This window comes from Wenyingzhuangia gracilariae (assembly GCF_056387575.1).
This window is the reverse complement of record NZ_CM150748.1, coordinates 449066-471585: the sequence shown is the minus strand read 5'-3', so window position 1 is coordinate 471585 and position 22520 is coordinate 449066. Positions and strand designations below refer to the sequence as shown.

General features: G+C 30.3%; 21 protein-coding genes. 13 read left to right on the top strand and 8 right to left on the bottom strand.

What is annotated here, in order from left to right; translation table 11 throughout:
• The first annotated feature begins 80 nt into the window (after window positions 1–80).
• From ACY2IJ_RS01840 to ACY2IJ_RS01825, 4 genes are read left to right on the top strand one after another with little or no spacing between them, the layout of a single operon-like run.
• On the top strand, window positions 81–314 hold the full coding sequence (locus ACY2IJ_RS01840) for a FeoA family protein (protein WP_476725467.1): 234 nt from the start codon (window positions 81–83) through the stop codon (window positions 312–314).
• Window positions 311–2275: a ferrous iron transport protein B gene (feoB, locus tag ACY2IJ_RS01835; protein ID WP_476725466.1), complete on the top strand. Its 1965-nt coding sequence runs from the start codon at window positions 311–313 to the stop codon at window positions 2273–2275. The genes ACY2IJ_RS01840 and feoB overlap by 4 nt, the downstream gene beginning before the upstream one ends.
• Window positions 2275–2400 carry a FeoB-associated Cys-rich membrane protein gene (locus ACY2IJ_RS01830; RefSeq protein ID WP_476725465.1) on the top strand — a complete coding sequence of 42 codons (126 nt, stop codon included), beginning with the start codon at window positions 2275–2277 and terminating at the stop codon, window positions 2398–2400. Before feoB ends, ACY2IJ_RS01830 begins: the two co-directional genes overlap by 1 nt.
• Before the next feature lie 17 nt (window positions 2401–2417).
• On the top strand, window positions 2418–3701 hold the full coding sequence (locus ACY2IJ_RS01825; protein WP_476725464.1) for a dicarboxylate/amino acid:cation symporter: 1284 nt from the start codon (window positions 2418–2420) through the stop codon (window positions 3699–3701).
• 6 nt (window positions 3702–3707) lie between these two features.
• Here ACY2IJ_RS01825 and ACY2IJ_RS01820 read toward each other — a convergent pair whose 3' ends face one another.
• Window positions 3708–4544, bottom strand: a complete 837-nt coding sequence (locus ACY2IJ_RS01820; protein ID WP_476725463.1) for a universal stress protein — start codon at window positions 4542–4544, stop codon at window positions 3708–3710.
• Between the two features lie 114 nt (window positions 4545–4658).
• Complete coding sequence (locus ACY2IJ_RS01815; RefSeq protein WP_476725462.1) at window positions 4659–5489, bottom strand: universal stress protein; 831 nt, start codon at window positions 5487–5489, stop codon at window positions 4659–4661.
• Window positions 5490–5638: 149 nt separating this feature from the next.
• On the opposite strand from ACY2IJ_RS01815, the gene guaB reads away from it, so the two are divergent.
• From guaB to ACY2IJ_RS01795, 4 genes are all read left to right on the top strand, one after another.
• Window positions 5639–7102 (top strand): IMP dehydrogenase, encoded by a 1464-nt coding sequence (gene guaB, locus ACY2IJ_RS01810; RefSeq protein ID WP_476725461.1) that lies wholly within the window; start codon window positions 5639–5641, stop codon window positions 7100–7102.
• A 103-nt stretch (window positions 7103–7205) separates the two neighbouring features.
• Entirely contained in the window at window positions 7206–8378 is a 1173-nt protein-coding gene (locus tag ACY2IJ_RS01805) for a putative sugar nucleotidyl transferase (RefSeq protein ID WP_476725460.1), read from the top strand.
• Window positions 8379–8909, top strand: coding sequence for an adenine phosphoribosyltransferase (locus ACY2IJ_RS01800; RefSeq protein ID WP_476725459.1), 531 nt, complete (start codon window positions 8379–8381; stop codon window positions 8907–8909).
• A gap of 3 nt (window positions 8910–8912) precedes the next feature.
• Window positions 8913–11384 carry a M1 family aminopeptidase gene (locus ACY2IJ_RS01795; RefSeq protein WP_476725458.1) on the top strand — a complete coding sequence of 824 codons (2472 nt, stop codon included), beginning with the start codon at window positions 8913–8915 and terminating at the stop codon, window positions 11382–11384.
• On the opposite strand, the gene ACY2IJ_RS01790 is transcribed toward ACY2IJ_RS01795, so the two are convergent.
• Entirely contained in the window at window positions 11385–11813 is a 429-nt protein-coding gene (locus ACY2IJ_RS01790; protein ID WP_476725457.1) for a helix-turn-helix domain-containing protein, read from the bottom strand.
• 309 nt (window positions 11814–12122) lie between these two features.
• Here ACY2IJ_RS01790 and ACY2IJ_RS01785 point away from each other — a divergent pair, with 309 nt between their 5' ends.
• The 5 genes from ACY2IJ_RS01785 to ACY2IJ_RS01765 all read left to right on the top strand — a co-directional run bounded on the left by ACY2IJ_RS01785 (window position 12123) and on the right by ACY2IJ_RS01765 (window position 17559).
• Window positions 12123–13178, top strand: coding sequence for a M14 family zinc carboxypeptidase (locus ACY2IJ_RS01785; RefSeq protein ID WP_476725456.1), 1056 nt, complete (start codon window positions 12123–12125; stop codon window positions 13176–13178).
• A gap of 113 nt (window positions 13179–13291) precedes the next feature.
• Window positions 13292–13771 carry an Lrp/AsnC family transcriptional regulator gene (locus ACY2IJ_RS01780; RefSeq protein WP_476725455.1) on the top strand — a complete coding sequence of 160 codons (480 nt, stop codon included), beginning with the start codon at window positions 13292–13294 and terminating at the stop codon, window positions 13769–13771.
• A 77-nt stretch (window positions 13772–13848) separates the two neighbouring features.
• Window positions 13849–15024: a hypothetical protein gene (locus tag ACY2IJ_RS01775; RefSeq protein ID WP_476725454.1), complete on the top strand. Its 1176-nt coding sequence runs from the start codon at window positions 13849–13851 to the stop codon at window positions 15022–15024.
• 187 nt (window positions 15025–15211) lie between these two features.
• A complete protein-coding gene (locus ACY2IJ_RS01770; RefSeq protein ID WP_476725453.1) occupies window positions 15212–16729 on the top strand; it encodes a DEAD/DEAH box helicase in 1518 nt (505 codons plus the stop codon).
• A gap of 140 nt (window positions 16730–16869) precedes the next feature.
• Window positions 16870–17559 carry a YiaD family glycine zipper/OmpA-like lipoprotein gene (locus ACY2IJ_RS01765; protein ID WP_476725452.1) on the top strand — a complete coding sequence of 230 codons (690 nt, stop codon included), beginning with the start codon at window positions 16870–16872 and terminating at the stop codon, window positions 17557–17559.
• Between the two features lie 227 nt (window positions 17560–17786).
• On the opposite strand, the gene ACY2IJ_RS01760 is transcribed toward ACY2IJ_RS01765, so the two are convergent.
• The 5 genes from ACY2IJ_RS01760 to ACY2IJ_RS01740 form a co-directional block, all read right to left on the bottom strand.
• Window positions 17787–18482 carry a hypothetical protein gene (locus ACY2IJ_RS01760; protein ID WP_476725451.1) on the bottom strand — a complete coding sequence of 232 codons (696 nt, stop codon included), beginning with the start codon at window positions 18480–18482 and terminating at the stop codon, window positions 17787–17789.
• Complete coding sequence (locus ACY2IJ_RS01755) at window positions 18445–19755, bottom strand: KAP family P-loop NTPase fold protein (protein ID WP_476725450.1); 1311 nt, start codon at window positions 19753–19755, stop codon at window positions 18445–18447. Before ACY2IJ_RS01755 ends, ACY2IJ_RS01760 begins: the two co-directional genes overlap by 38 nt.
• 408 nt (window positions 19756–20163) lie before the next feature.
• Window positions 20164–20463, bottom strand: coding sequence for a putative quinol monooxygenase (locus tag ACY2IJ_RS01750; RefSeq protein WP_476725449.1), 300 nt, complete (start codon window positions 20461–20463; stop codon window positions 20164–20166).
• A 137-nt stretch (window positions 20464–20600) separates the two neighbouring features.
• Entirely contained in the window at window positions 20601–21200 is a 600-nt protein-coding gene (locus ACY2IJ_RS01745) for a TetR/AcrR family transcriptional regulator (protein WP_476725448.1), read from the bottom strand.
• A gap of 13 nt (window positions 21201–21213) precedes the next feature.
• The gene (locus ACY2IJ_RS01740; RefSeq protein WP_476725447.1) at window positions 21214–22491 is read right to left on the bottom strand and encodes a TolC family protein; all 1278 of its coding nucleotides are present in this window, start codon (window positions 22489–22491) and stop codon (window positions 21214–21216) included.
• Between the last annotated feature and the right edge of the window lie 29 nt (window positions 22492–22520).

Genomic DNA, 22520 nt, shown 5'->3' with positions numbered 1-22520 from the left:
CTAGATTTTAAAGGTCATAAATGTTAAACACTACAAGAGTTTAACAAAAAAGGGAAGATCCCTTTATAAAATAGAATTGAATGACAAAAGCTAATACTATTGCAGATTTACAAAGAGGGGAGAGAGCCATCATCAAATCTTTTGTAGAAATAGACATTCCCTTAAAGTTAATTGAAATGGGGTGTATAGAAGGAAATTATGTAGAAGTTTTACAAAGAGCACCAATGCAAGACCCTTTATATATTAATATTAGTGGTACTTATTTAGCAATTAGATTGGAGGTAGCTTCTAAAATATTAGTAGAAAAATTATGAGCAATATTAAAGTAGCTTTAATAGGAAACCCTAATACCGGAAAAACATCACTATTTAATAGATTAACAGGATTGAACCAAAAAGTGGGAAACTATCCTGGAATTACGGTTGATAAAAAAACAGGTTTTTCTAAAATAAACAATAAAACGAATGCTGAAATAATTGATTTACCAGGAACTTATAGCTTAAATGCTAGTTCTATGGATGAGGATGTAGCTGTAAAAGTACTTTCTGATCAAAATAACGAGAATTACCCAGACGTGGTGGTTGTAGTGGTAGATATTGAAAACTTAAAACGTAACTTGTTTGTTTTTACTCAAATTAAAGATTTAGGAATTCCTACGTTATTGGCTATTAATATGGCTGATCAAATGACACTTAGAGGAATTGATATTGATATTCCTAAACTTGAATCTTTACTGGAAACTAAAATTGCACTAGTTAGTTCTAAACAAAATAAAGGAATTTCTTATTTAAAAAAACTAATTGCAGGATATAGCACTGTAAGTACAGCTCCTTGCTTTGTTGAACATGAATCTGTTTTGTCTAAATTTGCCAAAGACGAAAAGAAAAAACACCATTTAGAAACCGTTAGAAGATATCAGTTTTTAAAAAATGTTTTGGAAAAAACATATTCTCAAGATCCACAAAACGCTAAAGATGTTCGTACACTTTTAGATCGAATTTTAATTCATAAAGTTTATGGATATTTAATCTTTTTTACAATTTTATTTACGGTTTTTCAAGCCTTGTTTAGTTGGTCTGCCATTCCAATGGACTTAATAGATGGTGCTTTTGCAACTTTATCAGAACTAACAAGAAACCATTTGCCTAAAGGAACTTTTACAAATTTATTGGCCGAAGGAATTATTCCTGGTATTGGTGGTGTGGTTATATTTATTCCACAAATTGCCTTTTTATTTCTATTTACTTCGTTTTTAGAAGAAAGTGGTTATATGAGTCGTGTTGTGTTTTTAATGGATAGAATTATGCGCAGATTTGGTTTGAGCGGAAAAAGTATTGTTCCCTTAATTTCAGGAACTGCATGTGCTATTCCTGCAATTATGGCTGCTCGTAATATAGAAAGTTGGAAAGAACGTTTAATCACTATTTTAGTAACTCCGTTTACCACCTGTTCTGCACGTTTGCCTGTGTATGCTATTATAATTAGCTTAATTATACCCGCAAATGCTACTTTTCTAAGTTTTAACGTACAAGGTTTATTGCTAATGGGATTATATTTACTAGGCTTTTTTACTGCAATTGTAGCTGCTGCTTTGTTAGATAAGTTTTTAAAAATAACATCTAAATCTTACTTTGTCGTAGAAATGCCTAACTACAAACTTCCTTTGTTTAAAAATGTAGCATATAACGTTATTGAAAAAACCAAAGCATTTGTTTTTGAAGCAGGTAAAATCATATTAGCTATTTCTATTCTATTATGGGTTTTAGCATCTTATGGTCCAGGTAATGAAATGCAAAATGCAACAGAATATGTAGAAAAACATCATTCTACCATTAGCGAAGAACAAAAACAAACAGAAATTGCATCCTACAAATTAGAGCATTCATATATTGGTGTAATGGGAAAATTTATAGAACCTGTAATAAAACCTCTTGGTTATGATTGGAAAATTGGGGTTGCCGTAATTACTTCTTTTGCAGCAAGAGAGGTTTTTGTAGGAACATTAGCTACTATATATAGTGTTGGAAACGAACAAGAATCTACCATAAAAAAAAGGATGAGAAACGAGGTATATAGCGACACCAAAAAACCTGTATATTCTTTTGCTACGGGTATTTCTATTCTGTTATTCTACGCATTTGCTATGCAATGTATGAGTACCATTGCCATAGTAAAAAGAGAAACAAACGGCTGGAAATGGCCTTTGATTCAAATGTTTATCATGTCTGGTTTGGCCTATATAACAGCATTCATTGCTTATCAAACTCTTAGCTAATGATTTGGATTCAAAACATATTGACTATTATTGTAGTTGCAGGAGCCATTTGGTACTTGTATCGTAAATTTATTCGTCCTAGTTCTACTAAAAAAACATGTGGTAAAGATAGTTGTGGATGTTAATTAAATAATAGTGTTGCATGAAAAAAATAGCTTTACATTGGAAAATAATTATAGGACTTTTTTTAGGAGTAATCTTAGGTTTTAGTTGCTCACAATTCACAGGAGGAAAGCAGTTTATAATTGATTGGGTTCAACCCTTTGGAACCATTTTTGTAAAACTATTAAAACTTATAGCCATTCCCTTAATAATGGGATCTTTAATTAAAGGAATTTCGGATTTAAAAGACATTTCTAAATTTAGATCCATGGGAATTAAAACCATTGTATTATACATCTGTTCTACAGTAGTTGCTATCACTATAGGTTTGTCTTTAGCCAACTTCTTTAAACCAGGCGATGGAATTTCTAATGAAACCGTAGAGACTTTAAAAAGCAATTATGTAAACAATGCTGGGGTGCAAAGTAAGCTGTCCGAAGCTCAAAACCAAAGATCTCAAGGGCCTTTACAATTTATAGAAGACATCATTCCTAGCAATATTGTAGAGGCTATGTCAGACAACAAAAGCATGTTAAAAGTCATCTTTTTTACGTTGTTTTTAGGAATTTGTATGTTGTTAATTGAAGAGAAAAAAGCAAAACCACTAAAAGATTTTTTTGATTCTCTAAATGATGTCATTTTAAAAATGATAGACATAATTATGCTATTTGCTCCGTATGCTGTAATTGCTTTGTTAGCCACCGTAGTTGTAAATTCTGATGATCTAAATGTCTTAATCGCATTATTAAAATATGCAGGAATAGTAGTATTAGGTTTGTTATTAATGATTGTTTTTTACACCTTGTGTATTTCTATCATTGTTAAAAAATCACCTATTTGGTTTTTAAAAAATATTTCTCCAGCTCAATTGTTGGCTTTTTCTACCAGCTCTAGTGCAGCTACCTTGCCTGTAACTATGGAGCGTGTTGAGGAGCATTTGGGAGTTGAAAAAGAAGTTTCTAGTTTTGTATTACCTGTAGGTGCCACTATTAATATGGATGGAACAAGCTTGTACCAAGCCGTAGCCGCTATTTTTATCATGCAGGTTTTGTGGCCAGAAGGCTTAACATTTAGCAATCAAATCACCATAATTGTGACAGCGTTAATTGCCTCTATAGGTTCTGCGGCGGTTCCAGGTGCAGGTATGGTAATGTTATTAATTGTGTTAGACACCATTGGTTTCCCTAAAGAATTATTACCTATAGGATTGTCGTTAATTTTTGCAGTAGACAGACCTCTGGATATGTTAAGAACAACCATTAACGTAACTGGCGATGCTACAGTGGCTTTAATAGTTTCTAAAATGGAAAAAGAAAACAGATAAGACTGTTTAGTTGCTCATTTTCACACTCATAATAGGGTAGTTATTCTTTTCTGTTAAATTAAATTTTTGACTCTTTTTTAAAAACTTTCCTATACTTGTTTTTTCTTGGGTAGCCACTGCAATAAGACCTATTTCATTCTCTTCTGCAAAAGTGTGAGTTCCCTTACCAACAGATTCGCTATCTATACTTTTAAAAGTGTTTAAATTCTTTAAATGACCATCTGCCAACATTAAAAAACTTTCTATTCTTTTTTGTATTTCCTCTTCCGTTAAAAACTTATCACCAAATTTATTGACAAATAACAAAGTAGGTTGTACTCCTAGAGTTTTAAAAACACTCATTGCTTTTTGATAAGCTATCACAGCCTTAGGTCTATAATTGCTTACAAATACAGCCTTTTTTATATCTAAATTTAATTCTACTTCTTTTACCACTAAAACAGGAATTCTTGTGGTTCTAACAGCTTTTTCTGTATTCGATCCTAAAAAGAAATCTTCTGTATGTGTCGCAGAATGAGTTCCCATCACAATCAAATCCCCATTTAAATCTTTAGCAAATCCATCTAATTCGCTAAAAATTCTATAATATCTAATCACATAATCAACAGAAATTTCTTTTAAATAATCTTGCTGTACATAATCTTTAATTTTTTGTTCTGCTTGTTCTACAGATAAAAAACGTTCTTTAGATTCTGTAATAGTCTCCTCTGAAAAAGAGGCAGGGTTTTTAACCATTGCTACAAGCGTAATGTGCAACTGGTGCTTTTTTGCTAATGAAACAGCAGTTTTTAATGCATGTTCTGAATACTCTGAAAAATCAACAGGAACAATAATTTTTTTCATAACTTTTATAAAGTTTGACAATTATTTGGAAAAGTCGACTAAAGTAGAGAGTTTTAAACAAAAAAACAATTTCTATTTCTAAAATTTAGAACATTTTTTTAATACTGTTTTTGCTTATATAAGTACTGTTAATACTGGTAATGTTGATTTGTTTGCAATATCTAAAGAAATACTTTTGTTAAAAAATTTAGACAAACTAGATTTTCCATGTGTAGCAACAGCTATTAATGTTACTTGATTTTCGTTAGCATAATATTTAACCCCAGCCACAACAGAGTAATCATCGTAATTGGCAAAGTAAGATAGGTTGTCTAGATTTCCATCTGCTTTCATTAAAAAGTTTTCAAATCTAGCTTTCATTTCTCCTGTTGAAACAAAACCGCCATCTGGCTTATTGATAAATAACAACGTCGGTTTAACTCCTAATGTTTTAAAAAAACGTTGAGCCTTTTGATATGCCTGTACTGATTCCATTTTAAAATCGCTCACAAACACCGATTTATCAAACTCAACATTTTCAACTTCCTCTTTTACAACCAAAACAGGTACAGGAGAACTTCTCACTACTTTTTCTGTATTCGATCCTAAAAAAGTATCATTGTGTTCACTAATTCCATGAGACCCCATTACTATAAGACTAGCATCATGTTCAGCTGCTAAATTTCCTATTTCAGGAAACAAAGTAAAATGTTTGATTACTACGGTTATTTTAACATCTTGTAAGTAGTCTTTTTTAATAAAAGTTTCCATCTTTTTTTCGGCATACTTAATTAAAAAAACAATCGTTTTTCCATAATCTCCACCATGGTCAGAATACCCAGTGGGCATTTCAAGCATATGGACTAAAATTAAATTAGAGTTGTGTTTTTTTGATAATTTTACAGCAACTTTTAATGCATATTCTGAATATTTAGAAAAATCTACAGGTATAATTATATTTTTCATAACAGTGGCTTATTAATGACTCTATTAAAGTTATAAAAAAACACTTTGATATACAAAGGTTTAGGTCTTTAAAATTCTTTAAAATCATTTCGTCCCAATCGTTTAAAATGTTGTATATTTGCATGCAATTAAATCATAACTAATTGCAAATGTCTACTTACAAAGTTATAACTGAAGGACTTACTTACGATGATGTATTGTTGGTTCCAGCATACTCAGAAGTTTTACCCAATACTGTCTCAATAAAATCTAAATTTTCAAGGAACATTCCTTTGAATACACCTATTATTTCTGCTGCTATGGATACGGTTACAGAAGGAAGAATGGCTATTGCTATTGCTCGTGAAGGTGGAATAGGAGTGATTCATAAAAACATGTCTATTAAAGAACAAGCTAGACAGGTAAAAAAAGTAAAACGTTCTGAAGCTGGAATGATTTTAGAACCTGTAACCATTACTGCTCAAGAAACAGTTATGGATGCAAATTTGTTAATGAGCGAACATAAAATTGGAGGAATTCCAGTTGTAGATGCTGAGGGTGTCTTAAAAGGAATTGTAACCAATAGAGATTTGCGATTTGAAAAAAACAGCAAAAGATTAATTTCTGAAGTAATGACTTCTGAAGGTTTGGTTACTGTTTCCGCAGGAACTTCTTTAAAAGAAGCCGAAGTAATTTTACAAGATAATAAAGTAGAAAAACTACCTATTGTTGATGAAGCCTTTAAATTAGTTGGATTGATTACTTTTAGAGATATTGTAAAAGTAAGAGAAAACCCTGAAGCGAATAAAGATGAATATGGTAGATTAAGAGTTGCTGCCGCTATTGGAGTAACAGAGGATTGTTTACAACGTGTTGCTGCTTTGGTAAAAGAAGGAGTAGATGCTGTAGTTTTAGATTCTGCACACGGTCACTCAATTAACATATTAAACAAACTAAAAGAAATTAAGGCGGTGCATCCTAACTTAGATGTAGTTGCTGGAAATATAGTAACTGCAAAAGCCGCTTTAGATTTAGTTGCTGCAGGAGCAGATGGAGTAAAAGTTGGTATTGGACCTGGTTCTATATGTACAACTCGTGTAGTTGCAGGAGTAGGATACCCTCAATTGTCTGCCATTATGCAAGTAGCCGAAGCTTTAGAAGGAAGTGGAGTACCTGTAATTGCAGATGGTGGTGTACGTTACACAGGAGATATTCCTAAAGCTATTGCTGCAGGTGCAGATTCTGTAATGTTAGGATCTTTATTAGCAGGTACAAAAGAAGCTCCAGGAGAAGTTATTTTGTTTAACGGAAGAAGATTTAAATCATACAGAGGAATGGGGTCTGTAGAGGCTATGAAAAAAGGTTCTAAAGACAGATATTTCCAAGGAGATGAAGACAATAGCAAAAAATTAGTTCCAGAAGGAATTGAAGGTCGTGTACCTTATAAAGGAGAATTGTACGATACAATGCATCAGTTTATTGGTGGGTTACGTGCCGGAATGGGATACTGTGGTGCTGCTACAATTCAAGATCAAAAAAGTGCTGAGTTTGTAAGAATTACAGCCTCTGGAATTGCAGAAAGCCATCCGCATGATGTGACCATTACTAAAGAAGCTCCAAACTATTCTAGATAACACGTACATCTAAAATAAACTAGACCACCTACAATTACTGTTAGGTGGTTTTTTTATATCTTTTCCATTAAAAAAAACAACCCCGTTTATTTTAAAAAAGACTATGAATTACATACTTTACGATGGTCCCTTTAGAGATGGATTATTGCCCTTTACTTATACCAAACCCGTAGCTGACATAAGAGTTGGTATTTTAACGATTCGTGAAAAATGGGAAACTTTTTTAAGATTGACCACCACAACGTTAACAGAAGAATATTTAGAAGATAAATATCCGATGTTAGAAATGGAAGAAAACATTTTTATCAACGCAGGATATCTTCCCAATCTAGATTTTTTTAATGCTGTTAAACATCTACAACCAAATCAGGCTGTATATTGTAATGGTGAAATGATTGCTTTTTATAGCACCCAAGATCAAGAAGAAATAGATTTTTCTAGTTACGATAGCATCGAGGTAAAAAATGTACAATCCATAGAGCACAAATGGGATTTGTTTTTGTTGAATGATTTGGCTATTAGACAAGATTTTGAGCTATTGACCAAAGATGAAATTTCGGCACCAATTCCAGATTATGTACAAGCGATCAACAAAGAAGATATTTTTATAAAAGAAAGTGCCATTATCAATCCTTGTATTTTAAATGCATCATCCGGCCCTATTTACATTGCTAAAGATGCGGTTGTTTTAGATGGAGCCATTATTAGAGGTCCTTTTTCTTTAGGGGAAAAATCTTTGGTAAAAATGGGAGCAAAAATATATGGAGCTACCACTGTGGGACCTAACTGTAAAGTGGGTGGAGAAATTAAAAACAGCATTCTATTTGCAAATTCTAACAAAGGTCACGAAGGATATTTAGGAAACTCTGTAATAGGAGAGTGGTGTAATTTTGGAGCAGACACCAACGTATCTAATCTAAAAAACACTTACAGCAAAGTACGATTATGGAGTTACGAAGAAGAAATTTATGAAGAAACAGGTCAGTTACTCTGTGGCTTAATGATGGGAGATCACTCCAAAACCAGTATCAATACAATGTTTAATACTGGTACAGTTGTTGGAGTAAGTGCCAATATTTTTGGATCAGATATGCCCGAAAAATTTGTGCCTTCTTTTAGTTGGAGTGGTAACAAAATTGTAGATGTTTATACTTTTAAAAAAGCCATTAGAACCGCCACTAAAATGATGGAACTAACAGGACAAGAGATTACAGAACAAGACATTTCTATATTAGAACATGTAAACACATTAACAGAAAAATACAGAAAAAAATAAATGAGTTTATCTATACAAGAAAAAATAAAATCGGTTATTAGAGATGTCCCTAATTTTCCTAAAGAAGGAATTTTATTTAAAGACATTACACCCATTTTACTAAATCCTAAACTTGTTAAAGAGTTAATTAATGAATTGGCCAATCAATTTAAAGACACCCAAATAGATGCTGTTGCTGGTATTGAATCTAGAGGTTATTTATTTGGAGTTCTATTAGCTCAAAAACTAGAAGTTCCTTTTATTATGATTCGTAAAGAAGGAAAATTACCAGCCAAAACCATTAAAGAATCGTATGAATTAGAATATGGGTCAGCAACCATAGAGGTTCATGAAGATGCCATTACTCCAAACAGCAATGTGTTAATTCACGATGATTTATTAGCTACTGGTGGAACTGCCATTGCCGCAGCTAAATTAATTCAACAAAAAGCAAACGTAGCCGGATTTAGTTTTGTAATAGAACTAGAATTCTTAAAAGGAATAGAGCCACTAAATAAAATTAGTACAACAACATCTTTAATTAAATATTAATTTATGAAAAGAAACTATTTAACGTTATTATTTCTGATTCTTGTATTCAATACAAATGCACAACGTATTTATAGATACAATGACAATGGTAAAACAAGCACTAAAGAGTTTGATTTGATTGATACCAAACTAAATTTAAAATTTAATTTTAATGACCAAACCGTTGATGGTGAAGCTTGGATTTTATTAAAACCTCATTTTGATGCTGCTAACAATTTACAGTTAGATGCAAAAAAAATGAATGTGTATGAGGTAAAATCAGAAAACACAGATTTAAAGTTTTACAATTCAGGAACGCATTTAAATATAGATTTAAATAAAGTTTATACCAAAAACGATACAATTAAACTGTACATCAAATACAAAGGAAACCCTAACAAAGTTCAAAACGAAGGTGGTGTTGCCATTACAGACAACAAAGGTTTGTATTTCATCAACCCTAAAGGATTGGACAAAAACAAACCAACAGAAATATGGACTCAAGGAGAACCAGAACAAAACAGTGCTTGGTTTCCCACTATAGACAAACCTAATCAAAAATCAACTCAGCAAATTACGCTAACTGTACCAAACAAATACAAAACCTTATCTAACGGATTGTTAATTTCTCAAACAGAAAATAACGATGGAACCCGAACAGATGTTTGGAAACAAGATTTGCCACATGCTCCATATTTGTTTTTTGTAGGAGTTGGTGATTTTGAAATTATAAAAGACAACTGGAACGGTAAAGAAGTGAGTTATTACGTAGAACCATCTTACAAAGATACCGCTGCAGAATTGTTTAAAAACACTCCAGAAATGTTAGATTTTTTCTCTAAAATAACAGGAGTAGACTATGTGTGGGACAAATACAGTCAAATGATTGTTAGGGATTATGTTAGTGGTGCAATGGAAAACACTGGAGCTGTTATACACGCAGAACAAGCCATGCTAAGTAAAGGAGAACTGTCTGAAAGAAATACTTGGGAAACAGTAATTGCTCATGAATTGTTCCATCATTGGTTTGGAGATTTGGTTACTACAGAAAGTTGGGCCAATATTACTGTAAACGAGAGTTTTGCCAACTACTCCGAATACTTGTGGTTAGAGCATAAATACGGAAAAGACAGAGCCAATGAGCATATGCAAAAAACCAAAGATGCTTATTTAAACAAAAACCCGGATAGACTGCATGAAAACTATGAAAAACACCTTGTTAGGTATAATTACACCAAAAAAGACGATGTTTTTGATGTGATTAGCTACAACAAAGGAGGAATGATTTTACACATGCTAAGAAATTACTTAGGTGATGAAAAATTCTTTGCTGGTTTGCAGCACTATCTAAATCATCATAAATTTAAATCTGCAGAAGCACATCAATTACGTTTGGCTTTTGAGGAAGTTTCTGGAGAAGATTTAATGTGGTTTTTTAGTCAATGGTACTACAACAGTGGTCATCCAAAACTTAACATATCTGTAGAAAAAGATTTGTTGGCAGGAGAACAAAAAGTTAAAATTACTCAATTAGAAAAAATATACGATTTTCCTTTATCTATTGATATTTACACCAAAAAAGGAAAGCAAAATTATAAGGTTTTTGTAGATCAAAAAGAAAAAACATTTGGATTTCCTTATAGCGATGATATCAAATTGATCAAAGTAAATTCAGATCATGTTTTATTAGCCGAAATTAATGAACCTGAACTAAGTACCGACGAGCTTATATTTCAATACAAAAACGTAGAACACTTTGTAGATAGGTTAGGAGCTTTAGAGTTGCTAAAAGACAAACAAGAGGAAAAAGATGTTTTTAAAGTTTTTGAATTAGCCATGGAAGATTCTTATGATGTAATTCAAGTATACGCTATAGAAAACATCAATTTATCTGCCAAATACACCAAAAAGAAAACCGTTTCTAAAATTGAAAAATTAGCAAAAAGCAAAAATCCTAATGTGGCAGCAGCAGCAATTTCTACACTAGGTAAATTAATAAACGTAGAGTATTTGCCTATTTTTAAAGAAAGTATAAACAACATATCGCCTAAAGTAAAAGGAAATAGTTTGTTGGCCATGTATTATGTAGACAAAGAAACCGCTAAAGAATATGCCAATAAGCTTCCTAACAACATAAAAGATGTTATTTATGTTCCGTTATTAAAAATGTATTTAGAAGACAGAAAAGATGAACACGTAACGTTTGTAGCCAAATATCTGTTAACAGGAATGTATTTAATACAAGACGAAAAATTTAAAAAAGATTTTGAAAATGCTTTTGATTGGGTAGCTAGTACCAATAACGAAGAAGCTATTCAGGTTTTAGTAGATGATTTTGTAGAAAAAGGACTTAGGTATAAAAAATACAACTTTAATTACGAAGCAATTAGAGTTTTAAGAAAAGTAATTACCAAACAAAAGGAAGTAAAAAACAAAAATCAAACAAAACTAATAGACCTTATAGAGCAAGGAATTAGAAAACTAGCGGTAGATTAACTATTCATTAGTAACATATTCCTTAAAAGTACCGTCTTTATAAAAAATAACAATCCTTTCTATTGCAGAAGGGGTTGTTTTTTTTTGATCTCTATCTAGAATTTCCTTACTCGTATTCACTTCTGTATGTTCTTTTTCAACAGTATCAAAAAGAGTTGTACTTACTTTAGTGTTAGTTGTTTTTACTTCTGTGTTACTTTTTGATTTGGGAAATGCATTTTTTCCGTAAAGCAACCATTCCAAATCTACTTCCTTATAAGTATCTACTATTTTTAACACAAACTCCAAACTAGGTTTATTTCTACCAGACAACAAATGAGATATACTAGATCTTTGCACTTTAATATCATCAGCAAAAGTAGAGGCACTTAATCCATAATGATTAAATACTTTATGTAACCTATCTATAAACGCTTCTTGATTTAACATTGTAAACAATTATTTTTCACAACGGAAAGATAATCATTTTACAATTGTAACCAAAAGAAATTCCCCATATATAAACTATAGTGTATACACAAGACAAACAATATTAATCGACTTTAGATAAAACATCGTAAAAAACTATTTTTCAACTAATTAAATACATTTAATTAAAGTAAAAAACAATATATAGGCATTGATTATAGTAGGTTTACAACATTAATTTCCTTCTTGTGTTTTAATGATTCAAAAACTCACCTTTTGTTTACTTTTGTAAATCACATTTGTAAACAAAACTTAGTTTACTTTTGTAACATGAAAAAAACAGAATTAGATATTTTAGAAAAATGGTATGCTGCTAATTTTGAAAACAAACTAGCAGGTAGACGAATTTTATTAGAAGACATAGAGCCAATTCTTACAAACTTAAAAGCTCCTTTTCAAGTTTTAAAAATAGGAGAGTCCGAAGAGGGTAGAAATATATATCAAGTAAAATTAGGAAACGGACCTAAACGAATCTTACTATGGTCTCAAATGCATGGAAATGAAAGTACAGGAACCAAAGCTCTTTTTGATGTTTTTAGATATATTAGTGACTCAGCAAATGAAAAAACATTCACAAAAGACTTGTTAGAAAAATGTACTTTGGTTTTTATTCCTATGTTGAATCCAGATGGATCACAAAATTTTACAAGAGTAAATGCCAATCAAATTGATTTAAATAGAGATGCAGTAGATTTAAAAGCAAAAGAAAGTAGATTGCTAAGAAATGTATTAGATACTTTTAATCCACAATTTTGTTTCAACCTACACGACCAAAGAACCATTTTTAATGTAGAAGGATTTACAAACCCTGCAACCATTTCTTTTTTAGCTCCTTCTATAGATGTAGAAAGAACTTTAACACAAGGTAGAAAAGAAACCATGGCAGCCATTGTTGCTATGAATAATACTTTGCAGCAATTAATTCCAAATCACGTTGGTAGATATACCGATGAATTTTATCCAACCGCTACCGGAGATAATTTTCAGAAACTAGGACATAATACTATTTTAATAGAAGCAGGACATTATAAAAATGATTACGATAGAGACATTGTACGTAAATTTAACTTTTACGCAATGTTAAGCGGACTTATTTATTTAGTAAATAATGACAATTATAACAATTACGAACCCTATTTTGACATTCCAAACAACGGAAAACAAAATTTTGATTTAATTATCAGAAATCAAAAAACAGATGATAATTCAACCTCTGACATTGCTTTTCAATATGAATATGAGGTAGTTAACAACAAACTTGTTAGTAAATTGGTAGAACATCAAAGAGGAGATTTGAAAAATTTTTATGGCTATCAGGAAATTTAGTTTATATTATCGTTAAGAATCCCTATATTTAGTTTATAAAAATGCAATAGATTTTTAAATTATTGTATTTTTGCTACTTGTAAAAATATAGAAAGTAAAGTACCCATTAGGCCATGAAAAAACATCATTTAGACGAAATAGATCATCAGATATTAGACATGTTGATCGAAAATGCAAGAACACCATTTACCGATATTGCTAAAAAATTATTAGTGTCTGCAGGAACCATTCACGTACGTGTAAAAAAAATGGAAGATGAGGGAATTATAAAAGGTTCTACATTAACCTTGGACTACGAAAAAATGCAATACAATTTTATTGCACACGTTGGATTGTTTTTAGAAAGTAGTTCTAAAATTAGAGGTGTATTAGATGCATTAGAAAAAATTCCAAATGTAACCGTAGCCTACATAACTGCAGGAAAATATAATATTTTCTGTAAAATTAGAGCAAAAGACACCAACCAAGCTAAAGATATAATTTTCCAAATAGATGATATTGATGGGGTTCGAAGAACTGAAACCATGATTTCTATGGAAGAAAGTATAAACGATAAAAAAAGAATGATGCACGCAATTTTTAAAGATTATTAATTGTTTTATTCTTTGTAAGGAAACACCTTAGTAAACCACTACTAAGGTGTTTTTTTTATACCATGTAATTGCCAATAATGATTGAATTTCCAGAAAGGACAACCATAAACTCCCATCTCTCTTTTTCCTATTCTTTTACCTTTAGTAGCTTAGAAACTGATTGGAAAAAAGTAGAAGTACCAAACATTTACTTACAACCCGCATATTTAAAAGCTATAGAAAAAAGCACTTCTTCTTCAATTGTTTTTATTTATGTAGTTGTATACGCTTCCAACATTCCTGTAGGAGTAATGTATTTTCAATGGATTCATGTACAAAATGAATTTTTCAATCAAAAAAAATTCCCAAGCGAAATACACAATACTACAACCTCCAACATTTTAAAAAGAATAAATGGAAATTTATTGTTGTGTGGGAACTTTTTTGCCACAGGGCCTCATGGCTTTTATTTCAAACCTAATGTATCTACAGAATTAATTCCTTTAATAACAAAGAAATTAACCAAACATTTATCCAAATCAAAAAAAACAACCAAACTAAAATTTATCATGCATAAAGAGTTTTGGTTCAATCAACAAACAACCCTACAACAAGAACTGCTAAAAAAACATGCTTGTTTTCAAATAGATGTAAACATGGTTTTAAGTCTCTCTAAAAACTGGCTTTCCTTTGATGATTATTTAGCCAATATGGTTACCAAATATAGAACCAGAGCCAAAAGTGTATACAAAAAAACATCATTAATTACTAGTCAACCATTTTTGGCAGAAGATATTAAAACTCATAACAAAACCATTCATCAACTTTATAATTCCGTTCTAGATACAGCTAGTTTTAATATGGTCAGATTATCTACCAACAGTTTTTATGAATTAAAAAAGCAACTTAAAGATCTTTTTATTTTTACAGGATATTTTTTAGACAAAGAATTAATTGCTTTTAGTACTGCTTGTATCAACAACAATTATTTAGATGCAAATTACGTAGGACTTAATTACAACGTAAATAAAACACAACCTGTTTATCAAAGAATTTTATATGATTATGTAAAATTAGCCATAGACAAACAAGTAACAGAATTAAGATTAGGAAGAACAGCAGAAACTATGAAAAGTTCTTTAGGTGCTATACCCAAAGAAATGAATTTGTATATAAAACACACAAACCCATTGTTGCATTGTGTTTTAAAACCTTTAACACAATATGTAAAACCTAGCAATTACGAAATAAGAAAGCCTTTTAAGAAAATATAGTCTAAAACTACCTTTGTACAATTCTTAATTTAAACAAGATATAGCCACAAATAATGTACAAATAGCTTTCTTTTATTTTACAAACCCCTAAAACTAACCCAACTACCATATTTTATGAGTAAAAATGAGGTAATAATTTCGTAGAACTTTAAAAACTGCGTAGTTTTGCAAAACTCATAAAGACCATATGGAAGTAGAAGAAAATAAAAAAGTTAAAAAAGGAAAACAGTTATACGATTATCAAAAAGAAAATATTGATAAAGTATTTGATAAAATCAACAACAAACCCGACAATTATAACTTGGTATTTCAGCTACCAACAGGAGGGGGAAAAACTGTTATTTTTTCAGAAATTGCAAGACGTTTTATTGAGGAATCTAAAAAAAAGGTTCTTATCCTAACACATAGAATAGAATTAAGTAGTCAAACATCAAAAATGTTGGCAGAATTTGGAGTTGCTAACAAAGTAATTACAAGTGATGTAAAATCATTAGACGACCAAGACGAATACATGTGTTTTGTTGCCATGGTAGAAACTCTAAAAAACAGATTGAATGATGAGTTGCTAGATATGCAAGATGTTAGCATGGTAATTATTGATGAAGCTCATTACAATTCTTTTAGAAAATTATTTAAATATTTTCAAAACTGTTTTATACTTGGAGTAACTGCAACCCCATTAAGTTCCAACATAAAACTTCCTATGAACGAAATTTATGATGAATTGTTAGTGGGAGAGCCTATATCTACTCTTATAGAAAGAGGCTTTTTAGCAAAAGCAACTACCTATACTTTTGATGTTGCTTTAGGAGGTTTAAAAGTGGGGATCAATGGTGATTATACTGTTAAATCATCAGACGATTTATACTCTAGTAACCTAATGCAAGACAAGCTTTTACACGCATATGCAGAAAAGTCATTAGGTAAAAAAACCTTAATTTTTAACAATGGTATCAACACATCATGGCATGTATACGATACTTTTAAGGCAGCAGGTTACGAAAACATTCGTCATTTAGATAATACTTTTTCAAAACAAGAAAGAAGTGACATTTTAAAATGGTTCAAACACACACCCGATGCAATTTTAACCTCTGTAAGTATATTAACCACCGGGTTTGATGAGCCAAGTGTAGATACCATTATATTAAACAGAGCCACAAAATCTATCACTTTATATTACCAAATGATTGGTCGTGGTTCACGTGTGTTTAAAAACAAAAAAACATTTAATGTTATTGATTTAGGTAACAATGCTGCCAGATTTGGCTTGTGGAGTGCACCCATTAATTGGAAGCGTATTTTTAAATCTCCAGATTATTATTTAGACAACTTAATTAATGACGAGGAAATAGAACGTCAATTTGTATATGAAATGCCACCTGAGGTTAGAGAGAAATTTAAAAACTCCGAAGATATTTCATTCAAAGTAAAAGAAGAATACGAAAAAGCCATTAAAAGAGGAATCAAATCAAAAATAGTTTTAGACAAATCTGTAGAACAACATGCACAAATGTGTTACGAAAACGCAGAAGATGTTTTTGATGCTAGAGAATTGGCTATTTTATTAGATGATGATATTAAAGACCGAATTAAAAAGTATTCTCATTACATGATTAAGAGTACAAAAAATTACATTATGTGGTTAGAAGAAGACTACAAACGTAAACTGAATACGGCTATTAATATGAAGTTTAAAGAATAGTTAACTATTAAAACTCTATTTAAACACCAATTTAAAGTAATCATATGTTAAATAATAATTACATTTAATCCATTGGTCTATTTTATAGAACTTATAATCAAAAAAGAATTTATTTTTACAGTACAATAAAAAATATAACAATGAAAAAAATCTTTAGAAATTTAGTCTTAGTTTGTTTAAGCACAAGCATGTTTGTTGGATGTTCTAGTATGAACAACACTACCAAAGGAGGTCTTTTAGGAACAGGAGCTGGTGCTGCAATTGGAGCAGGAATTGGTGCTTTAATTGGTGGTAAAAAAGGAGCTGCAATTGGAGCTATTGGAGGTGCTGCTGTTGGGGGTACTACGGGAGTAATCATTGGTAAAAAAATGGACAAACAAGCAGAAGAACTAAGAAATTCTATTCCTGGAGCTCAAGTATATAGAGTTGGAGAAGGAATTGATGTTGTTTTTGACAAAGATTCTGGAATTTATTTTGCTTCTAACGGAACATCAATCAATACAGAAACTAAAAACGTATTAACAAAATTAGCAGAGGTATTGCAAAAGTATCCAGAAACAAATTTATTTGTTACCGGACATACAGATTCTGACGGAGCTGAATCATACAACTTAACTTTGTCTGAAAAAAGAGCACAAGCAGTAGCAAACTATTTACAAACTTTAGGAGTTCCTGCTGATAGATTTACAGTAAAAGGTGAAGGTGAATTGTTACCAATTGCTGATAATTCTACTGCAGAAGGAAAAGCTAAAAACAGAAGAGTTGAATTGGCTATTATAGCAAATGAAACTATGAAAAAACAAGCGGAACAAGAAGCTAAGCAACAATAATATAAAAGGACTGTAATAACTACAGTCCTTTTCTTTAAAATATTCTATTTAACATAATATAAATTATAACACAAATATATTATCTTGTTAATAAGAGCGGTTTATCTATTCGTAAGCTATAATTGACATTATTTAAATTCACTTATCTTTGTTTCATAAAAAAACTAACCAAGGTGACTGAAGAAAATTCTTTAAAAAGCTGAAATACTAATTAAAATATAATCACACTAACGCTCAAGTGATTTTAACTTATCAATTACAGGTTGAAATTTGAAATCAAAATCAACCTTATTGAATTCTGCTTCTTTAAATTTTCTGAAAAATTCTAAAAACTCCACCTTAAATAAAGTTGGTTTAGCTAAATCATCTTCATTTAAATCATTTAACCAATTCTCAAAGACTTCAAAACTTCCGAAAATATTGTTTTTAATTCCATGAGACACACCAACTAAATTATCTCCTTGACTACTTCCTCTAAATGGCATAGCTTCAATAAAATTCAACAAAAAATTATCTAAATCTTTTTTCATGAATTCAATCAGTAATTCTTGTACATCATCAAAATAATTAAAAGTTCTTACTCTTTGATGTTGCTCATTTAATTCTGTTGTAATGGTTTTACAATTGTCGAATAAAGCCCAAACTTTATTCGACAATTCATTTGAGGTCTTTAAATAATCTCTTAAATATTTGGTTAGAACATCTTTTATTTCGTTTTCTGATAAAATAAAATGTTCTTCATTAAAGTTGTCATCAATAACATGATTGAGAAAATCTGATTCAAACAAATATGGAGACGTAGAATTATTTAAAATGGATAAAATGAAATCTTTAAACTCTTGGATATTACCATCATAAAATTTATCGGTTATTTTATTATCTCTGTTAGAAATAAAATTTTGTAAAGATTTGTAAATAATCATTAACAAAAGAATTCAAAAACCTTTTAGCACCTCGCAAATGATTCAAAGGGATATCATTATGTTCTGTTCCAAAAATTAAAGAACTATCACCGAAATAAGACTCAATTTCTTCTTTTTTATCTTCTACTTTTGAAATTAATGTTACCTTAATAAACTCTTTGATTTGAGATTGAGTAACAGGTATTAAATGTTCTTCTTTTAAGAATATTTTCTCTGAAAAACTTTGAGGATTTGGGATATTTAAATGTTCTAAAGAATCATTAAGATATACCTTATCAAAGGCAACAACATAAACAAAATTGTCAAAGCCAGCAGTATTCCTAATAAGTTTTAAGATTTCAAAAATTTCATTAGCCTGTAGTCTATCAAAATCATCAATAAAAATTATTACTCTCTTATCGATGCTTTTTAAAAGAGAATTTAAAGAATTAAAGTCAGAAGAAATGTTTTTTTTAAAAGCTAATCCTAAAATCTCTTTTAAGCTATCTGCTATATTTGATTTACTAATATTCAATAATGAATTTGAATATTCTTTAATTTCACGATATACATCTTCACTATATGGTCTCAAAGATTGTTGAATAGTATCAAAAAAGTCTTGGATAATCGGTTCAACACCTAAATTACGCCATGGATTGAAATTAATAACAATAAAATCGTTTTCTGAATTTTTAGTTTCGATTTCCTTTTTTAGTAAATTTAGAAAAGAGGTTTTTCCACTTCCCCATTCTCCTGTTATCCCAAACCCAATTGCTTCGTTTGTTTTTGATTGAAAAATTTCATCTGCTATACGTTTAGCTTTATAATTTCTATCAAGTGCATCTTCATTTTCTGAATCTATCGGCGAATCATCAAAAAGATGGTCATTGTTTTCTACTCTTTTTTTCTTTTTATGAAAAACAGATAAAATTGAACTTAATGGGGAAACTAAAAAATAGAATGATAAAATATCGAGGTATTTTAAAGAGTCGAAAAAAGTAAATCCGAAAAAATTATAATTCTGATAAAATCTTATGAAAACATAAAAGCCAATAGCTATCAAACTAAATAACCATTGGTGTCCAGAAACATAACTTCTATTTACAAAGTTTAGGTATACTTTTCTAATAATAAAAAATAAAACAATTGCAAAGATTAAATCTATAACTAAATTAGATTCTATCTTACTTAAGACAGGATTAATTATTGTATCGTCATATAGTTTCTTTATAGGCTTATAAAACAGTATTAATAATCCAGTAAAAAGAAAAGTGATTTTGTAATACTTACTCATAAGCTTTTATAGATATGTTATTTACGTTATGTCAATATTTATACCAATTGTATTTTTTTGATATGCATATAATAATCTGACAGAATACAACAAAAGAACAGTAAAATACTGACAAATAAGCATATGTATTTATTGTACACACATTATGCCTCCCTCCTACGTCGTCTCATAAAAAGCTTTCCATTAACATTGTAGAAGAAACTTTTAGAATATTTTTTTTTTAAGAAACCTATAGTAACAACTTTCGCTTTTACCAAAGCTCAAGTTACATAACGGAGAACATTACTTAATATATAACCAAAATAGTTATATTTATAAATCGTGTATTTGATCAATTGTACAGAATAAAATCAAATACGCGATTCTCAGAGATTGACAAACTATACTAAAAAATATAGTATAGAAATCTTAGTTGATAATTTCTGTCATTTTATGAACAACAAATTCTTTTAACTTTCCATCGGTAGCATTTTTAAACTGAATGAAATGTTTGCTCTGACCATGGTCCTTTAAAGATGCTAACGTTGCCCATCTTTCAAACACAAAAAATTGATTTGGATTCTCGTTGTCGTCATGCAAAACATAATCTATATTTCCAACTTCGGTTTTACTAATACGTACTAATTTTATAAGTTCAGATAGAATAAATTCTCTATCATTTTCTGCTACTTTTATTCTTGCCACAATAGTTAAATAAGATTTTTTCATCATCTAGATTTTTAGTTTAAAAACAAAGTTAAGTACGTTGTCTAGTAGATTAAAGTATTATAAACGGAAGTTTGTGTATGTATAAAGGTTATCATTAACCCTATGAATGATGCTTTTTTAACCTATTTTATCAAAAATTAGCTCTTATTTAACTCGTTTAAAAGATTCAAACCCTCTACAGAAACCAATCTATGTATAAAAAGTGAATTTAGAAAAACTACTGCATTTTTGTTGGTTTGGTAATTAAAAGAGGCATCTGAAGTAAAAATAATTTTAGAAATAGCATCAAAAGATTCGCAGGTTTCCTGAATGTTTAATTCTTGTTTATAAAGCCCCTCTTCTATTCCTTTTTCAATATTTTGTAAAACAAAAGGAATAATAATTTCGTTTTTAAACCTAAACAATTCTATATATTTATAAGGATAATACTTTTTTAATTCTTTTCCATATACAGGAGATATTACGTAAGATATTTCGTTAATATATGCAAAAAACGAATGCAATTCTTCTAAAGCATTTTTAGAAACTGCACTCGTTTTAATTAGGTTATTTTTTAATTCTTCTACCTGTAACACAATGGTTTGATTTAATAAATTACTTTTGCTTTCATAATGTTTGTAAATTGTTTTTTTAGAAATCCCACATTTATTAGCAATATCATCCATGCTAATATTTTTAATACCAAAACTAAAAAACAATGTTTTGGACACTTTTAAAATGTGATTTTTGACAAACATTTTTTAAACGATTTTAATTAATTTCACCAATTGCTTTTTTATAATTAGCCAAACTTATTTGTTGAATTGCTTTTGCATCAATCACTTCGGAATAAGCTTGTTGCCACAGTACTTGTGCTTCTAAAACATCCTTACCAATAACGGTACCTGCTTCAAAACGATCTTGATACAATCTTAAATTCTCATCTGCTTGCTCTAAAGATTTTTCTGTGATTTCTACTCTTTTTAAAGCTTGTTGCAATTCTAAATAAGCATTTTCAATTTGTATAAGTACCAACTCCTCTGTTTCTTCTAACTCTAATTGTTTTGCAGCAGATTTAAACTCTTGTTCTTTTACTTTTTGTTTTCTTTTTCCCCAATCAAACACAGGAACGCTAACATTTAACACACCGTAATAAGAAGCTAAACTGTTACCTCCATCACTAAAATTGATGTTTTTTCCGGTAGCATACAAACCACTGACATTTAAAGAAACCGTTGGTTTTCTATCTCCTTTTAACACTTTGGTTTGTAAATTTTCTAAGGTTACAGATTCTGTAAGCATTTTTATTTCTGGTCGTTGTGATATTGCTTCTTCTGGATTGGCTTTATGAGTAACCAAGGTTTCATTACTCATTTCGGTATTTACTTCAAAATCTGTGTTGTTAAGCCCTATCAATTGTGCCATTTTTAACTTTAAAATAGACAGTCCATCTTTTGCTTTTATCAAATCTAAGGAGGCCTGATTTAATTGTACTTGTACTTGCAGCACATCGTTTTTATAAATAAGACCCGCATCGTAAGAATTGGTCAAGTCTTTTAACAACTCCGTTAACAAATCTTTGTATTTATGAGCCAAATCTACTTTGGCAGTCACATTTATAATTTGCCAATAAGTAGTTTCTACATCTAACAAAACTTCTGCTTCAGTCAATTCTTTTTGAGCACTGTACAAGTTAACAGCAGTTGTACTCATTTTTTTAGAGTTCTTTATTTTTCCTCCTGCATAAATAACTTGTGTGACTCCTAAAGATGCTGATGCCTGAAAATCTGGCAACAAAACACTTATAGGATTTCCCACATGAATTCCCATTGCACTAGCCTCTACATAGGGTTTATCTGTTGCAGATACAGAAGCTTTTGCGGCTTTGGCAGCTTCTATATTTTGCAAAGCTCTTAGTGTTTTTTTATTGTTTGTTTTGGCAAGTGTCTTTGCTTTTTCTAAAGATAATACTTGTTTTTGAGCATGGATATGCTGAACAGAAAACCCCATCAAAAAAACAAAGGACAGTATATATTTATAGGTGTTCATTATTTTTATTTTAATACAAACTATAGCTA

What these genes read in the sequence shown, in the direction of transcription:
- ACY2IJ_RS01840 (WP_476725467.1), top strand. Translation starts at nt 81, where the DNA reads ATGACAAAAGCTAATACTATTGCAGATTTACAAAGAGGGGAGAGAGCC.
- feoB (WP_476725466.1), top strand. Translation starts at nt 311, where the DNA reads ATGAGCAATATTAAAGTAGCTTTAATAGGAAACCCTAATACCGGAAAA.
- ACY2IJ_RS01830 (WP_476725465.1), top strand. Translation starts at nt 2,275, where the DNA reads ATGATTTGGATTCAAAACATATTGACTATTATTGTAGTTGCAGGAGCC.
- ACY2IJ_RS01825 (WP_476725464.1), top strand. Translation starts at nt 2,418, where the DNA reads ATGAAAAAAATAGCTTTACATTGGAAAATAATTATAGGACTTTTTTTA.
- ACY2IJ_RS01820 (WP_476725463.1), bottom strand. Translation starts at nt 4,544, where the DNA reads ATGAAAAAAATTATTGTTCCTGTTGATTTTTCAGAGTATTCAGAACAT.
- ACY2IJ_RS01815 (WP_476725462.1), bottom strand. Translation starts at nt 5,489, where the DNA reads ATGAAAAATATAATTATACCTGTAGATTTTTCTAAATATTCAGAATAT.
- guaB (WP_476725461.1), top strand. Translation starts at nt 5,639, where the DNA reads ATGTCTACTTACAAAGTTATAACTGAAGGACTTACTTACGATGATGTA.
- ACY2IJ_RS01805 (WP_476725460.1), top strand. Translation starts at nt 7,206, where the DNA reads ATGAATTACATACTTTACGATGGTCCCTTTAGAGATGGATTATTGCCC.
- ACY2IJ_RS01800 (WP_476725459.1), top strand. Translation starts at nt 8,379, where the DNA reads ATGAGTTTATCTATACAAGAAAAAATAAAATCGGTTATTAGAGATGTC.
- ACY2IJ_RS01795 (WP_476725458.1), top strand. Translation starts at nt 8,913, where the DNA reads ATGAAAAGAAACTATTTAACGTTATTATTTCTGATTCTTGTATTCAAT.
- ACY2IJ_RS01790 (WP_476725457.1), bottom strand. Translation starts at nt 11,813, where the DNA reads ATGTTAAATCAAGAAGCGTTTATAGATAGGTTACATAAAGTATTTAAT.
- ACY2IJ_RS01785 (WP_476725456.1), top strand. Translation starts at nt 12,123, where the DNA reads ATGAAAAAAACAGAATTAGATATTTTAGAAAAATGGTATGCTGCTAAT.
- ACY2IJ_RS01780 (WP_476725455.1), top strand. Translation starts at nt 13,292, where the DNA reads ATGAAAAAACATCATTTAGACGAAATAGATCATCAGATATTAGACATG.
- ACY2IJ_RS01775 (WP_476725454.1), top strand. Translation starts at nt 13,849, where the DNA reads ATGATTGAATTTCCAGAAAGGACAACCATAAACTCCCATCTCTCTTTT.
- ACY2IJ_RS01770 (WP_476725453.1), top strand. Translation starts at nt 15,212, where the DNA reads ATGGAAGTAGAAGAAAATAAAAAAGTTAAAAAAGGAAAACAGTTATAC.
- ACY2IJ_RS01765 (WP_476725452.1), top strand. Translation starts at nt 16,870, where the DNA reads ATGAAAAAAATCTTTAGAAATTTAGTCTTAGTTTGTTTAAGCACAAGC.
- ACY2IJ_RS01760 (WP_476725451.1), bottom strand. Translation starts at nt 18,482, where the DNA reads ATGATTATTTACAAATCTTTACAAAATTTTATTTCTAACAGAGATAAT.
- ACY2IJ_RS01755 (WP_476725450.1), bottom strand. Translation starts at nt 19,755, where the DNA reads ATGAGTAAGTATTACAAAATCACTTTTCTTTTTACTGGATTATTAATA.
- ACY2IJ_RS01750 (WP_476725449.1), bottom strand. Translation starts at nt 20,463, where the DNA reads ATGAAAAAATCTTATTTAACTATTGTGGCAAGAATAAAAGTAGCAGAA.
- ACY2IJ_RS01745 (WP_476725448.1), bottom strand. Translation starts at nt 21,200, where the DNA reads ATGTTTGTCAAAAATCACATTTTAAAAGTGTCCAAAACATTGTTTTTT.
- ACY2IJ_RS01740 (WP_476725447.1), bottom strand. Translation starts at nt 22,491, where the DNA reads ATGAACACCTATAAATATATACTGTCCTTTGTTTTTTTGATGGGGTTT.